Annotated in this window: 9 protein-coding genes; 5 read left to right on the top strand and 4 right to left on the bottom strand. The window is 68.4% G+C overall.

All coding sequences use genetic code 11. The annotated features are described in order from the left end of the window. Positions 1 to 175 precede the first annotated feature (175 nt). From E3T22_RS02365 to pip, 4 genes are all read left to right on the top strand, one after another. On the top strand, positions 176 to 2,284 hold the full coding sequence (locus tag E3T22_RS02365; RefSeq protein WP_088458130.1) for an acyl-CoA dehydrogenase: 2,109 nt from the start codon (positions 176 to 178) through the stop codon (positions 2,282 to 2,284). A gap of 163 nt (positions 2,285 to 2,447) precedes the next feature. Next, entirely contained in the window at positions 2,448 to 3,410 is a 963-nt protein-coding gene (locus E3T22_RS02360) for an ABC transporter ATP-binding protein (RefSeq protein ID WP_088457353.1), read from the top strand. Then, positions 3,407 to 4,234: an ABC transporter permease subunit gene (locus tag E3T22_RS02355; RefSeq protein ID WP_088457352.1), complete on the top strand. Its 828-nt coding sequence runs from the start codon at positions 3,407 to 3,409 to the stop codon at positions 4,232 to 4,234. Before E3T22_RS02360 ends, E3T22_RS02355 begins: the two co-directional genes overlap by 4 nt. A gap of 76 nt (positions 4,235 to 4,310) precedes the next feature. Then, entirely contained in the window at positions 4,311 to 5,267 is a 957-nt protein-coding gene (gene pip, locus E3T22_RS02350; protein WP_088457351.1) for a prolyl aminopeptidase, read from the top strand. A gap of 21 nt (positions 5,268 to 5,288) precedes the next feature. On the opposite strand, the gene E3T22_RS02345 is transcribed toward pip, so the two are convergent. The 4 genes from E3T22_RS02345 to E3T22_RS02330 all read right to left on the bottom strand — a co-directional run bounded on the left by E3T22_RS02345 (position 5,289) and on the right by E3T22_RS02330 (position 11,116). After that, entirely contained in the window at positions 5,289 to 6,239 is a 951-nt protein-coding gene (locus tag E3T22_RS02345; RefSeq protein ID WP_134480198.1) for a hypothetical protein, read from the bottom strand. Positions 6,240 to 6,263: 24 nt separating this feature from the next. Beyond that, complete coding sequence (locus tag E3T22_RS02340; RefSeq protein ID WP_134480196.1) at positions 6,264 to 7,526, bottom strand: DUF1972 domain-containing protein; 1,263 nt, start codon at positions 7,524 to 7,526, stop codon at positions 6,264 to 6,266. 1 nt (position 7,527) lies between these two features. After that, complete coding sequence (locus E3T22_RS02335; protein WP_088457348.1) at positions 7,528 to 9,093, bottom strand: sugar transferase; 1,566 nt, start codon at positions 9,091 to 9,093, stop codon at positions 7,528 to 7,530. 334 nt (positions 9,094 to 9,427) lie between these two features. Continuing rightward, positions 9,428 to 11,116 carry an FAD-dependent oxidoreductase gene (locus E3T22_RS02330; RefSeq protein ID WP_088457347.1) on the bottom strand — a complete coding sequence of 563 codons (1,689 nt, stop codon included), beginning with the start codon at positions 11,114 to 11,116 and terminating at the stop codon, positions 9,428 to 9,430. A gap of 288 nt (positions 11,117 to 11,404) precedes the next feature. Between E3T22_RS02330 and E3T22_RS02325 the strand changes: the two genes are divergently transcribed. Further along, a partial coding sequence (locus E3T22_RS02325; protein ID WP_241983571.1) for a DUF4082 domain-containing protein occupies positions 11,405 to 15,804 on the top strand: 4,400 nt, incomplete at its 3' end.

Here is a 15,804-nt window from a genome sequence, read left to right as displayed (position 1 = left end):
GCCCCTTTTGTGGGCCTTGGTAGGTTGAGTCGCCCCCTTGTTGTAGAAGAGCTACAGTCCGAGTGCGCCGCGCCGCGCCCTTCTTTGTAGCCCCGTCACGCACTATTTCCGCACTCGGCGCCCCCGATCTAACGTGGTCGAACACTCGACTTCCGCGCCGACGTTAGGACCAATGATGGTTGACACTGCCCAGCGCCCCACTCCCGCCCGGCCCGACGCGGTCGGCACCGACACCCGCACCGACACCGGGCCCGTCCGGGTCGCCGGCGACCCGCTCGCCCCGCGCATCGACCTGCCCGCCCTGTCGCGAACCCTGCTCGGCACCTGGGCCGATGTGCGGCTGAAGGCCCGCGAGCTCACCGCCCGCCCTGACCTGCAGCGCATCGAGGGGCAGTCCATGGCGGACCACCGCCTGCGGGTGCTCGGTCAGCTCAAGATCCTCGCCGACAACGGCCACGTGCACCGGGCCTTCCCGAGTTCGCTCGGCGGTTCGGATGACCACGGCGGCAACATCGCCGGATTCGAGGAGCTCGTCACGGCCGACCCGAGCCTGCAGATCAAGGCCGGTGTGCAGTGGGGGCTGTTCGGCGCCGCGGTGCTACACCTGGGAACCACCGTGCATCACGAAACCTGGCTGCCCGACATCATGTCCCTCGCAGTGCCCGGCGTCTTCGCGATGACCGAGACCGGCCACGGGTCGGATGTCGCCGCCATCGGCACTACCGCCACCTTCGACGTGGCCACCGGCGAGTTCGTTGTGCACACCCCGTTCCGGGCGGCCTGGAAGGACTACCTCGGCAACGCCGCCATCGACGGCACCGCCGCCGTGGTCTTCGCTCAACTGATCAGCCTGGGCGTCAACCACGGCGTGCACGCCTTCTACGTGCCGCTCCGCGACTCCACCGGGGCGTTCCTGCCCGGCATCGGCGGCGAGGACGATGGCCTCAAGGGCGGCCTGAACGGTATCGACAACGGCCGGCTGCACTTCGACCAGGTGCGCATCCCGCGCACCAACCTGCTCAACCGGTACGGCGATGTCGCCGTCGACGGCAGCTACTCCAGCCCGATCGGCAGCCCCGGCCGGCGCTTCTTCACCATGCTCGGCACCCTCGTGCAGGGCCGGGTGTCCCTCGACGGCGCCGCCACCCAGGCCTCCGCCCTGGCGCTCACCATCGCCATCCGCTACGGCAGCGAACGCCGCCAGTTCACCGCCGGCAGCGAGACCGATGAAGAGGTCATCCTCGACTACCAGCGCCACCAGCGCCGCCTCATCCCGCGCCTGGCCACCGCCTACGCGCAGACCTTCGCGCACGACGAGTTCCTGGTCAAGTTCGACCAGGTGTTCAGCGGCGCCGCGGCGACGGATATCGACAGGCAGGACCTGGAAACCCTCGCAGCGGCCCTCAAGCCGCTGTCCACCTGGAACGCCCTGGACACTCTGCAGGAGTCCAGGGAGGCCTGCGGCGGCGCCGGTTTCCTCGCCGAGAACCGCTTCGTCGGGCTGCGCGCCGACCTCGATGTCTACGCCACCTTCGAAGGCGACAACAACGTTTTGCTGCAGCTGGTGGCCAAGCGTCTGCTCACCGACTACAACCGCAAGTTCGCCGGCGCGGATGCCGGAGCGATGGCCAGGTACGTGGTGCAACAGACCGCGGGGCGCGCCTACCATGGCACCGGCCTGCGCACACTCGGCCAGTCCGTCGCCGACTTCGGCTCCACGGCGCGCAGCGTCGGAGCGCTGCGGGAGACCGGAACCCAACGAGCCCTGCTCACCGACAGGGTCGAGACCATGATCGCCGCCATCGCCCAGTCGTTGCGGAACGCCAGCAAGCTGCCCAAGAAGGAGGCGGCCGCTCTCTTCAATTCCCACCAGAACGAGCTGATCGAGGCGGCCCGCGCCCACGCGGAGCTTCTCCAGTGGGAGGCGTTCACCCGCGCTGTCGAGACGACCACCCACGCGGGCACCCGGCAGGTGCTCACCTGGCTGCGCGACCTGTTCGGCCTGCGCCTGATCGAGGAACATGCGGCCTGGTACCTCATCAACGGACGGCTCTCCGGCAAACGGGCGTTGGCGGTCACGGCGTACATCGACCGCATCATCTCCAGGCTGCGGCCGCACGCTCTCGACCTCGTCGACGCGTTCGGTTACGCCCCCGAACACCTGCGGGCACCGATCGCCACCGGGGCCGAACGCGAACGCCAGGTCGAGGCCCGCGCCTACTACCGCGCACAGCGGGCCGCCGGCACCGCCCCCGTCCCCGAAAAACCGGTCCGCCGCCCCTGACCCGCCGGCCCTGCCCGGTCCGGTCCGGTCCGGCCAGAGGATGAGGGGCGGCGCCCCGTAACCATCCGCTCGACGGATGCGGGCGCCCGGTCCGGCGTCATACTCTCGTCTGTGGGGTCGACGCGGCATGCGTTCCGTCCCCGCCGACGGGAAGAGGAACCGGATGATTCAGGCACAGTCCCTGACCAAACGCTACGGAAGCAAGACCGCGGTCGACGCCGTCGACTTCACAGTGCAGCCCGGCCGGGTGACGGGGTTCCTGGGCCCGAACGGGGCCGGCAAGTCCACCACCATGCGTATGATCGTGGGCCTGGACCGGCCCAGCCACGGCTCGGTCACCGTCAACGGCAAGCAATACCGCGAGCACAAGGCGCCCCTGCGTGAAGTGGGGGTGCTGCTTGACGCCAAGGCCATCCACACCGGCCGCAGCGCCTACAACCACCTGCTCGCCATGGCTGCGACACACTCCATTCCGGCCAGCCGGGTCAAGCAGGTCATCGAACTCACCGGACTCGACTCCGTCGCCCGCAAGCGCGTCGGCGGTTTCTCGCTCGGCATGGGCCAGCGTCTCGGCATCGCCGCGGCGCTGCTCGGCGACCCGGCCACGCTGATCCTCGATGAACCCGTCAACGGGCTCGACCCCGAGGGCGTGCAGTGGGTGCGCCATCTGGTGCGCCACCTCGCCGCCGAGGGCCGCACAGTCCTGCTCTCCTCCCACCTGATGAGCGAGATGGCCGTCACCGCGGACCACCTCATCGTGCTCGGCCGCGGCAAGGTCATCGCGGATGCCCCGGTGGCCGAACTGATCGGCGCCGCCACGCGCAAGGTCGTGCGGGTACGCACCCCGTACGCGCCGGAGCTCGCCGCCCTGTTCCAGAGCGCCGACATCACCGTCACCCGCACCGAGGCAGACCTGCTCGAGATCGTCGGCATCACCGCCGCCGACATCGGCAACCAGGCCGCCCGTGCCGGCATTGCCCTGCACGAGCTGACGCCGATCAGCGCGTCCCTCGAGGAGGCCTACATGTCCCTCACCCAGAACGACGTGGAGTACCGCACCGGCGGCACCTCCGATGACCCCGCCGCCGAACACTCGGCTGCAGACCTTACGGAGAGTGTCCGATGACCACGATCGCCCCGGCCCCCGTCCGTGCCTTCGTCCCTTCCGGACCCGGCCTCAGTTTCGGTGGTGAACTGCGCTCGGAGTGGATCAAGCTCCGCACGGTGCGCTCCACCATCTGGTCGTACGCCACCGTCATCGTCATCTCCCTCGGCATGGCTGCACTCATGTCGGCCGCGTTGCCCACCGAGGGCGGTTCTCTGCCCGCGGCCGTGCAGACGAGCATGCTCGCCCAGGCCGCCACCTTCGGCGTCTTCTTCGGCCAGCTCGTCGTGGCGGTCCTCGGCGTGCTCGCGATCAGCGGCGAGTACAGCACGGGCATGATCCGGTCCAGCATCACCGCCGTTCCTCGGCGGCTGCCGATGTTGGCGGCCAAGGCCGTTGTGCTCTTCGTCTGTACCTTCGTGGTCGGCCTGATCAGCACCCTCGGGTCCTATCTCGTGGCCGCCCCGATCCTGGCCGGCAAGGAAATCACGGCCAGCCCGACCGACCCCGACCTGTTGCTCCCGTTGCTCGGCGGTGCGCTGTACCTCGCGCTGGTCGCCGTCTTCGCCCTGGGCGTCGGCGCCATGTTACGCAGCAGCGCCGGCGGCATTTCCGCAGCCCTCGGCATCCTGCTGCTGCTGCCGATCGTGTTGTCGATGATCCCTGCCCAGTGGTTGGCGGACCTGCTCCCGTACCTGATCTCCAACGCCGGCCTGGCCATCTTCGGGCTCAACGGCTTCACCAGTGCCACTTTTGAGACCTGGCAGAATGTCCTCATCGTGCTCGGCTGGGTGGCCGTCTCGCTGGTCGGCGCCGCGGTGCTGCTCAAGCGTCGGGACGCCTGAGGTACGACGGTTTCCTGCGGCGCACCCCGGCGCGGGGTGCGCCGCGAGCCCCCGGCCCGGGCCGTAGGCTCGACATATGAGAGAGTTCTACCCCGAGATCGAACCGTACGACACCGGCATGCTCGAGGTCGGCGACGGCCACACCCTGTATTACGAGGTGTCCGGAAACCCGAACGGCAAGCCGGCCGTCTACTTGCACGGCGGGCCGGGCGGCGCGTCCAGCGCCACCCAGCGGCGGGTGTTTGACCCTGAGAAGTACCGCATCGTGCTGTTCGACCAGCGCGGCTGCGGCCGCAGCACCCCGCATGCCAGTGCGCCGGATGCCGACCTGACAGCCAACACAACCTGGCACCTGGTCGCCGACATCGAGCGTCTCCGCGAGCACCTCGACATCGACCGGTGGTTGGTCTGCGGCGGTTCCTGGGGCAGTTCCCTGGGGCTCGCCTACGCTGAAACACACCCAGAGAAGGTCACCGAACTCGTTCTGCGCGGCATCTTCACCCTGCGCCCGATCGAGCTGGACTGGTTCTACGAGGGGGGAGCCGCGGCCATTTACCCCGATCTGTGGGAGGGTTTCATCGCGCCGGTGCCCGTCGACGAACGGGGACGGCTCATCGAGGCGTACAGCCGCCTGCTGCACGACCCCGATCAGTCAACCCGTGAACGCGCCGGTGTGGCCTGGTCCACTTGGGAGTCCTCCACCATCACCCTGCTGCAACAGCCGGAGACCATCGAGCGGTTCACCGAGCCGGCCTTCGCCGTGGCGTTTGCCCGCATCGAGAACCACTACTTCATGAACAAGGGCTGGTTCGAACCCGAGCAGCTGCTCCGTGACGCCGCCAAGCTCAAGGACATTCCCGGAGTCATCGTGCAGGGCCGCTACGACATGTGCACGCCGGCGTTCACCGCCTGGGCGTTGCATCAGGCCTGGCCGGAGGCCGACTTCCAGATGATCCCGGATGCCGGCCATTCCTTCGAGGAGCCCGGCATCCGCGCCGCTTTGCTCGACGCCACCGACCGCTTCGCGAACTAGCCTGCGGGGTCAAGATCGGCATCACCCGGCGGCCGTCTGTTCTGCGTGCACACGGTGACCGCCGGTACCGTGCGTGTCAGCGCCGATAGTCCGGAGCGCCGTCCCGGCACCGGCGGCGGTGCCACGCACGGCGGCGACCAGTAGCGCGCCCGGCCGACCCGCCCGGGAGCGGTGCCTCCCGTTGCGCAGCACGCTGACGGCGTACCCCGGGCTGGCTAGGAGCCACTGCACGATGTGACGCCGGCCGAGGTGACGTGCGGCGAATGTCAGCCGGCTGCGGCAGGCGGAGTAGACGTCTAGCGGCGACACCACTCCGGCGACCGGGAACGAACGGGTGCTCCGCACCGCGGTGACGTCGCTGTGCACCGCGAGGCAGCCGCCGGCGGCCACGCAACGCCAGGACAGATCGACGTCCTCCCACGAGCGGAAATGGCCCTCGTCGCATCCGTCCAGCCAATCCCAGAGGGAGGCGTGGATCATCAGGCACGCCCCGCTGAGCCAGCCTCCTGGCGCGGAACTATCCGCATCATCGGCCATCAGCGCGCGGCCACGACGGATGTCCACGGTGCCGCCGCCGAACCACAAGGAGCCATCCGTGCCGACGATGCGAGGGCTCAGGATGCGCTGGGGTTCTGCTGAGCAGCCCTGGGCCAGCGTGAGCATCCCCGGTTCGTCGATGCGCACGTCGGGGCTCAGTATCAACAGGCGATCACAGCCGTGCGATCGAAGCAGCCGCACCCCGGCGTTGACCGCGGCTCCGAAGCCGAGGTCGATTCCCGGCGCGATCAGCGTCCAGCCTTCGCGAGCGCACAACACCGTCGTCGCTTCGCGGTTGGCGAGCCCGCTGAAATTGTCGACGACGACGACCCGTCCGGTGCGCGCGCGCCGCCCGATTCCGACCAGATTGAGCTCGAGAAGATCGGGTTCGCCGTGGTTGACGACAACGATCCCCAGCTCAGCGGGCAGCGGCACCCGAACTCCGGTCCGCCGACATGGTCACAGAGCGCCTCGCGCCACGGTGGACGGCGGCCGCGCACCGGTGCGTCCTCTTCGGGGAGAGCGACCGGTGCGTCCCGGGCTTTTGCCCTGGGTGCTGTATCCGGAGACAAGGCGACGGGCGAGATCTTCGTAGCTGTCGGTGACGTGGCCCCAGTTGTACAGGGCGGCGGCGCGACGCTGCAGAGCCTCACTGACCTCCTGGGTGTGGTGGGGATTCAGCTCGGCGTCCTCGATCAGGGCCGCGAGAGTCCCGGCGTCCCGAAAATACGCTCCATACACGCCGAGCACGTCGCGGTTGAACCTGACATCCCAGGCGATTGCGGCTGTCCTGGCTCCCATCGCGCGCAGGAGCGACGGGTTCGTTCCCCCGACGGAATGGCCGTGCAGATAGCTGACCGAGTGGGCGTACAGCTGGTCGAGCTGGTCCTGGTCCCACAGCCTGCCGAGCAATCGCACCCGCGGGTCGTGGGCCAGGGCGGTGATTTTGCGCGCGTATGCGCCTGGATGCGGGGCGGAACCCACGACTACCAAGGGGAGAGCGGCACTGCTGCGCCGGTAGCCGTCGATGATCACGTCGACATGGTTCTCGGGCTCGAAGCGGGCCACAACGAGGTGATAACCATGGGGCCGCAGGCCCAATTCGGCCAGCCGCGTCGCCGGGGAATTCTGTAGGAGATGTGTCCCGTAGCCGATGAGCTCCGTGGGGATGGCGAACTCCGCGTGGTAATAGTCGACGATGCCCGGCGCGTCGGCGATGAGGGCGTCTGCCCATCGCACCGCCTGTTGCTCGGCCCAGCGGTAGTAGCGGCGGGCAGTCCCGCCCCACTTGTCCCGCTTCCACTCGAGGCCGTCGACATGCACGGTTGTCGGGATGCCGCGTCTGCGCAGGAACGGCACGAATGGTGCGTTCGCCGAGTTGAAGACGAACGCGGCATCCGGGCGCGACCCGGTGGCGGCGTGTGCCACCGAGAAAGCGGTGTGGCTGAGCGGTCCGAATGCGCCCAGACGCAGTGCCGGCAGATGCACGAGACGCATTCCCAGGTAGACGGTGGCCGGGGGGAGGTGGCCAGGCGCCGAGTTGCGGGAGCGGCAGTAGACCGTCACGGCGTGCCCACGATCGACCAGTCGACGGCCGACCTCCTCCACCGCTGTTTCGAATCCACCGAACGCGGCCGGGATGCCTCGGGTGCCGATCATCGCGATCCGGAGCGCCCCCACGTTCGAGGGGGTGACCGGATCGGTGTGGCCGGGGGCCGCCATGTCAGTAGGCCCCCAGGGGGCGGATGACGATCTTCACGGTTCGCCAGATGATCATCAGGTCGCCGGCCAGTGACCAGTTCTCGACGTAATAGAGGTCGAGGCGAACGCTTTCCTCCCAGCTGAGGTTGGAGCGCCCGTTGACCTGCCACATGCCGGTGAGACCGGGCTTGATGTACAAACGCCGGTGCATGTGCGACTCGTAGTTCTCGACCTCGGCGGGCAACGGTGGGCGCGGCCCGACGAGGCTCATCTGGCCGACCACGATGTTCCAGAGCTGCGGCAATTCGTCGAGGGAGTACTTGCGCAGGACCCGGCCCACCCGGGTGATCCGCGGGTCGCTGCGGATCTTGAAAAGCACCCCGGCGCCCTCGTTCTTGTCGAGCAACCCGGCCAGATCGTCTTCGGCCGTTCGCACCATCGAACGAATTTTGATCATGTGGAAGGTGCGGCCGTTGCGACCGACCCGCTCCTGCCGGAACAAGACGGGTCCTGGGCTGTCCAGCTTGACCAGGACCCCGATCACGAGGAGCAGTGGGCTGATCACCAGGAGCGCGGTGGCGCCGAGGGTGATGTCCAGAGCGCGCTTGAGCACGTGCTTGGCGCCGTCGTACTGGGGGATCTCGACGTGGATGAGGGGAAGGCCCTCGACCGGGCGGAAGTGGATGCGGGGACCGGCGACGTCGGTCAAGCGGCTCGACAGCACGAGCTCTGCCGAGGTCTTCTCGAGGTCCCAGCCCAGGTTGCGGATGAAGGTGTTTCCCAGGCTCGGATGCCCGGCCACGATCACGGCATCGACCCCCAACGACTGCGCCGCGGCGGCGACGTGAGCGAAATCGGACACCACGGGAACCCGGTGCCCGGCCGACGTGACGCTGGTCGTGTTCTCGTCCTCCAGCGCCGCCCCCACCACGTGATAGGCGGCGCCCGACTTGTCGTTGATCTGCCGCACGACGTATTCGATGTCGTCCCGGCCGCCGACGACGATGGCCCGGGCGAGGTAGTGACCGAACTTGCGTTGGTGGATGAGCCACTTGCGCCAGAGCCACCGCTCCAGGACCAGGGCCGCGACCCCGAGTGGCAGGGCGAAGACGAAGTACGCACGGGCGGTGTTGACCTGCAACAGCAGGAAGGCGATGGCGAGAAGACCGAAGGCCAGCGCACTGGCGTTGATGACGAGCTTGTACTCGGTGGCTCCCACCGCGACGACCCGCGGCGCCCTGGTACGGAAGGTGGACAGCGTGACGATCCAGGTTCCGATCACCAGTCCGATGACCGCCCAGGCCGACAGCGGGATCGGGGTCGTGTTCGCGATAGGGGTGCCCAACGCGAACCGAGCCAGGAAGGCGGCGGTGACGGCGGCGACGATCACCGCGGCGTCCGTGAGCTGGAGCTTGGTGCGGTACTGGCGTGCCCACGCCGCACCGGACAGGCCGCTGGCGGCGGCGGCCGTGGCCGTGTCCTGAACGTCAGGGACCGGGACCGTCGCGGGCCTGACCAGGCGTAACGGAGCGCGGTATCCGCGGGGGATCGCTTCGGTCAGCGGAGAACCCGGCTTGGGCGCGCTCATGTGTGACCGAAGCTTCCGGCCGCAGACCAGGCGTGCCCGGGGCCGGCTCGCCGGGCCGGGTTCGGGGGTTGAGATTTTCGGGGTCGACGGATCGGTCGACACGTCAAGGACGTATTCACGGAGATTCCCCTGCAGTTCGGGTTTACAGGTTCGTGCGGGAAGTGAAACGGGTACTGGGTGACGGAAATGTCGGATGGCGCGGGTGTGACGTTGTGGCGGGTGTCGCAGATGATCTCGTGAGTGAGCTGATATATCCTCAGCAACTCACGAGCTGACCATACCCTGCAATCAGATTTCGGCGCTGTGACCTGAAAGGGGGGTCAGGTTGCAACGGCTACGCGGCTTCGACCGGCCGAGGCGGGGCATCGGCAGCCGGCGCAGCCAACTCCTCGGAGAGGTGCCGCGCCAGTCTCACCGCCAGGCACACCGCAAGGAACGTCGGGTTGGCTTCGCCGGCGGTTCTGAAAACGCTGCTGGATGCGATGAAAAGATCGTCCATGCCGTGCACCTTGCAGTCGCTGTCGACCACACCGTCGCCTGGATCGGCGCTCATGCGGGTCGTGCCGATGTGATGGAATCCATCCGTTGCCTGAGCGAGCACCGAGGACACCCTCTGGTCCTCGGCGTCGAGGTAGACCACCCGACCGCGTCCGGATGCCCGCAACTGCTCGTCCAGGTACTGGTGCGCCGCGAGCACCGAGTCGAGGTCCTGCACCGCGTACCTGAAATCGATGTCCAGGCCCGGCTGGCCGTCGGCGCCCGTCGTCCCGTTGAGCCGGATCCTGGAATCCGGATTGGGCGTCTGCTCGGCGTGGAAGTGCAGCGCGTAGCTGCCCCCGGCGTTCCGCAGCAGGAAGCCGGGTTTTCGAACCGGTGAGAGGTAGCGCTTGCGGAGGATCGTTATCACGTCGGCCGCGGCGCGAAACGGCCGCTTCGCGATGTTCAGCAGATGAGGTGCGTACCGGCGCGGGCGCGGCCCGATGTGGCGCAGACGGATGCCCTCAGCCAGGATCCGCCGGCCCACCGGGGCCAGGGAGAGGGCGAGGAAGACCAGCGAGAGCGTCGCGTTGCGGTGCCCTTCCTCGTAGAACGGCGGGTTGTCGGCGTAGAAGCTGGTGTTCAACAGGTGTCTCTCGCGCTGGGTGCGCTCGGAGAACGTGAAGCGCCTACGGACGTAGGCATTGTGGTCGTCGAGGCTGAAATCGAGGTCGCGGATGTCCGCCGCGTCGGTGAGCTGGATGTTCGCGATGCTTCCCGTGAGATGACCCATGTAGTAGCGGCCCAGCGGTCCGTCGGCGCCACCGAAGTGGGAGGGCAGCCGGCGCTGCACGGTCAAGAGCAGTCGGGTGGTTTCCAGTCCTCCGCAGGCCAGGACGTACGTCGCGGCGCGTATCGCGAAGGTCTGGCTCTGGTGGAGCACCTGGAGGTGGGTGACGCCGGCGCCGTCAGGGTTGATGATGATGTCGGTGACGGTCGCTTCGCACAGCACCGAGATGCCGGGATGCGCGGCAACCCTGGAGCCGAGCCGGGCCGCCAGTTTGGGCTGTCGTGCCCAGCGTTCCAATTGCGAAAGGCTGACCTCTCCCAGGCCGGCCCAGTCCGCGGCGGCGCTCCGGAAGGTCGGTGCTCCGCAATCCAGGTACGCTGCGGCGGCCGCTTCCGAAGGCAGCACGTCGGCTTGGCTCAGGGGCCAGCCGCTCCCGTCGACGTAGTCGCGGGTTTCGAAGTCGATCGCCTCGAAGCGCACACACCGGCCGCCCCACAACCAGGACGATCCGCCGAGCCCGCGTCGGGTTGCCTGTTCGATGGGTGCGTGCGTGGCGGGATCGAGCACATGCACCGGAGGACGTGCCGCCCGGGCCGCGGCATCCTCTTTGGCGGCTTGGGTCCCGGCGTCCAGGACGAGAACCCGGAGCCCGGCGTTCGCGGCCTCAAGGGCGAGGGAGAGGCCGACGGGTCCCGCTCCGACGACGCAGCAGTCATAGATTTCGGTGGGGGTGGGCGGTTCTGTGGTTATCGACATCGATACCCGCCTTCGGGACGGTTGGGGCGAGGCCCTCAGACAGGGGTCGGCCGTAGCGACAGAGCCCGAGTGCGGGCGCAGGCGAGTGAGCGATGCTCTCAGGCGGGTGAGATCGTTGCACCGATCCCGACGGTGCGCATCCCCGGCGAGCGGATTCGAACACCCCCCTTCGGGGGCGAGCGGGCCTATGGCCCCCGTGGCACTCTGTGCGGTGTGAGCGATACTCAGCTGTCACGCTGACTGCCGCCCGATCTCCCGTTCTTTCGCACAGGTAATCAGAGGAGCACCGTGTCTGAACGTTTGCCCGTCGTCGACGGCCGAGCCGGAACCTCCACGTTCCTCCCGAGGTTCGGTTCCCTCGCCGCCAAGGCTCTGGCGACGGTCATCGTTGTCGTGAGCGGACTGTTGATCCCGCTCGGGGCGCTGCCGGCGAATGCGGCCGGATGCGGAACGGCACCCAACCCCATCGTGTGCGAGAACGCCCTTCCGGGGACCGCCGCGTCGGTGTGGGACATCAGCGGAGCCGGTGATCCGTCCATCCAAGGGTTCTCCACAGACATCAGCACCAACGTCGGCGGCACCGTAGGGTTCAAGATCGACACCAACGCCCGGGCGTACACGATTGCGATCTACCGCACCGGCTGGTATCAGGGCAACGGCGCCCGGAAGATCGCCGACGTCACACCGGCCGCGGCGCTCCCACAGAACCAACCCCAGTGCATCACCGAGGCCGCGACCGAGTTCTACGACTGCGGCAACTGGGCCCTGTCGGCATCCTGGCCGGTGCCCGCCGACGCGGTCTCCGGTGTGTACATCGCGCTGCTGACCCGTACCGACACCGGTGGCCAAAGCCACATCACCTTCGTCGTGAGGGACCAGGCCAGCACGTCGCAGGTCTTGTTCCAGACCTCCGACCCCACCTGGCAGGCCTACAACACCTATGGCGGCTCCGACTTCTACCAGGGCGCCGATAACGGCCGCGCCTACAAGGTCAGCTACAACCGGCCCGTCGCGACCCGTGGGGGGATCGACGGTCGCGACTTCTATTTCAGCAATGAGTATCCGGCAGTCAGGTTCCTGGAGAAGAACGGTTATGACGTCTCCTACTTCAGCGGCGTCGACACCGATCGTTTCGGGGCCAGCCTGAAGAACCACGAAGTCTTCCTCTCCGTCGGCCACGACGAGTACTGGTCAGGAGCCCAGCGCAAGAACGTGGAGGCCGCACGAGACGCCGGTGTGAACCTGCAGTTCCTGTCCGGCAACGAGGTGTACTGGCGGACCCGGTACGAGCCGTCCGCCGACAGCAGCGCAACGGCCTACCGCACCCTGGTGTCCTACAAGGAGACCTGGAGCCAGCGGAAGATCGACCCCTCCGCCGAGTGGACCGGTACCTGGCGTGACCCCCGGTTTGCGTCCTCGGTCAACGGGGGGGGCCTCCCCGAGAACGGGCTGACCGGCACGCAATACCAGTCCAATTACTCTGACCTCCCTGTCACGGTCTCGGCCGCTGAGGGCAAGACACGCCTGTGGCGGAACACCGGTTTGTCCAGCCTCGCGGCGGGAACCTCCGCGGCCTTGGCGCCGCACACCGTCGGCTACGAATCAAACGAAGACATCGACAACGGCTTCCGACCGGCCGGTCTGATCAGGCTGTCGACGACCACGGGATCGGTGCCGGAATACCTCACTGACTTCGGCAACACCGTCAGGCAAGGCAGCACGACGCACCATGTCACCCTCTACAAGGCACCGAGCGGGGCCCTCGTGTTCTCGGCCGGCAGCGTGCAGTGGACGTGGGGGCTCGACCGGGAGCACGACGGCCCCGGCGCACCGGCAGACGTGCGGATGCAACAGGCACAGGTGAACCTGCTGGCCGATATGGGTGCCACCCCCGCCACGTTGGCGGCCGGCCTGGTAGCCACGACAGCGAGCACCGATACCACCGCACCCTCTGTCACCGTCACCTCTCCCGCGGCAGGAACCGCCGTGCCCAACGGCGCCAGCACCACGATCAGTGGAACGGCCACCGACTCCGGCGGGGTCGTCGCCGGCGTCGAGGTCTCCACTGACGGCGGAACCAGCTGGAGCGCGGCGACAGGCACCTCGAACTGGTCGCACACCTACGTTCAACACGGCGTCGCCACCCAGAGCATCCGAATCCGGGCGATCGACGACAGCGCCAACTATCCGACCACGCCCACCACACTCGCCGTGACCGTCACCGGGCCGCACTCTGTATTCGGAGTCCAGGCTCCGGCCAAGCCCGACTCGCAGGACCCCAGCGCGGTCGAGCTGGGCCTTCGGGTGACACCGACGGAGAACGGAACGATCGACGGCATCCGGTTCTACAAGAGCACAGCCAACACCGGAACCCACACCGGATCGCTGTGGAGCTCCACCGGCACCCGCCTGGCGACCGCGACCTTCACGAACGAAACCGCGTCCGGATGGCAGACCGCCACTTTCGCCACCCCGGTAACCGTCACCGCTGGAACGACCTACGTTGCCTCATACTGGGCGCCGAGGGGCCGGTATTCAGCTGATGACGACCCCTGGGCCTACCGGGGAGTCACCCGTGCGCCCCTTGCCGTCGCGGGCGGCTTCGGCGCCCAACCGGCCAGCGTCTACAACACCAACGGCGACTTCCCGACCGACATCTACGGTCAGAGCAACTACTACGTCGATGCTGTGTTCACCCGGTCGGGCAACACCGCCCCCTCGGCGACGGCCCAGTCCCCTGGACCGGGTTCCTCCAGCGTCGCCCTCAACACGGCCATCAGCGCCACGATTTCCACAGAGGTCGTCGCCTCCTCCGTCGCCTTCACTGTGCGTAACGCGCAGGGCACGGCCGTCGCAGGCAGCACGAGCTACACGGCCGCCACCCGCGTCGCCACCTTCACGCCGAGCAGTGCGCTCGCCGAGGCCACCACGTATACCGTGACCCTGGCGGCCAGGGACGCCGCGGGGGCCGCGCTCAGCTCGGGCGGCACGTGGTCGTTCACCACTGTGCAGGCTGCCCCGGGCAGCGGATGCCCGTGCAGCCTGTACGACGACAGCACCACGCCCAGCGTGGTGACCGTCGCGGACAACCAGGCGGTGACCCTGGGCGTGCGCTTCTCCGCCCAGACCGCCGGACAGATCACCGGGATCAAGTTCTACAAGGGGCCCGGCAACACGGGCAGCCACACCGGCACACTGTGGGCCGCCGACGGAACCGTCCTCGCCTCGGGAACGTTCACCGCCGAGAGCACCTCCGGTTGGCAGACCCTGGTCTTCGGGTCGCCGGTGAGCATCCAGGCTGCCACGGAGTATGTCGCCGGCTATCGCACCACGGTCGGCCAATACTCCGCGACACCGGGCGGGTACTCCGCCGCGTACACGCGGGGTCCGCTCAGCGCGGGCGTCAACGCGGGCACCTTCAGCTACGCGGCCGGTTTCCCCACCAACCAAACCTCCACCGACTACCTCGTCGACGTGGTGTTCACCGGAGGAGGCGCGGCGGCCGTCGCGGTGTCCTCGACGACCCCCGCCGCCGGCGCAACCGGTGTCGCGGCGACCGCGACGGTGTCCGCGACCCTGACGGCCGCGCCCGCGTCCGGCACACCCTCCCTCTCCGTATCCGACGAGGCGGGCGCGGTTGCCGGTGCGTCGACTTACAACGCCTCCACTCGGGTCGTCACGTTCACCCCGGTGGCGGCGCTTCCGGCGGGCACGGCGCATTCCGCGGTCGTCTCCCTCGCCGGCGCCGCCCTCCCCGGTGGGTCCTGGTCGTTCACCACGGCCGCAGCACCCGGCACCGGCACCTCGTACAGCCTGCTCGGCAACCTCACCCCGGCGCAGGCCGCGTCACCCGACGACACCTCGCCGGTGGAACTGGGCATGTCCTTCAGTTCGGCCGAATCGGGCTCTGTCACGGCGATCCGGTTCTACAAGGGTTCGACGAACACCGGCACCCACACCGGGTCGCTCTGGTCGTCCACCGGCCAACGGCTGGCGACGGTGACCTTCACCAACGAGACGGCGTCAGGCTGGCAGACCGCGCAGCTGGCGACACCCGTGGTCTTGACCGCCGGCCAGACCTACGTGGTGTCCTACTTCGCACCCAACGGCCGCTACGCCTCCACGACAAACTTCTTCTCCACCCCGCGCACCGTCGGTCCCCTCACGGCCGGCACGGCAAACAACGGTCGATACCTCTATGCCTCGGCCGGAGGCTTCCCGACCAACACCTGGCAAGCCGCGAACTACTTCGTCGACGTGGTCTTCTCCACCTCCACGACCACTCCTCCGGCGGCGGTGACGGTGTCGTCGACCACGCCGGCGGCGGGTGCGACGAATGTCGCGGTGTCTGGTGCGGTGTCGGCGACCCTGTCGGCTGCTCCGGCTTCGGGCACTCCGACGTTGGCCCTGTCCAGCGCCGCGGGTCCGGTGGCGGGCACATCCGCTTACAACGCGACGACGAGGGTGGTGACGTTCACCCCGGCTGCAGCGCTGGCGGCGTCGACGTCGTACTCCGCGGCGGTGACGCTGGCAGGGGCCGCGGTGTCCGGCGGGGCGTGGTCGTTCACCACGGCGGCCGCTCCGGCGGCGGTGACGGTGTCGTCGACCACGCCGGCGGCGGGTGCGACGAATGTCGCGGTGTCTGGTGCGGTGTCGGCGACCCTGTCGGCTGCTCCGGCTTCGGGCAC

The organism is Cryobacterium sp. TMB3-10 (genome assembly GCF_004402305.1).
Taxonomy (GTDB): Bacteria; Actinomycetota; Actinomycetes; order Actinomycetales; family Microbacteriaceae; genus Cryobacterium; species Cryobacterium zongtaii.
Note: the sequence above shows the minus strand (reverse complement) of the source record. Positions and strands in the feature narration are given on the sequence as shown.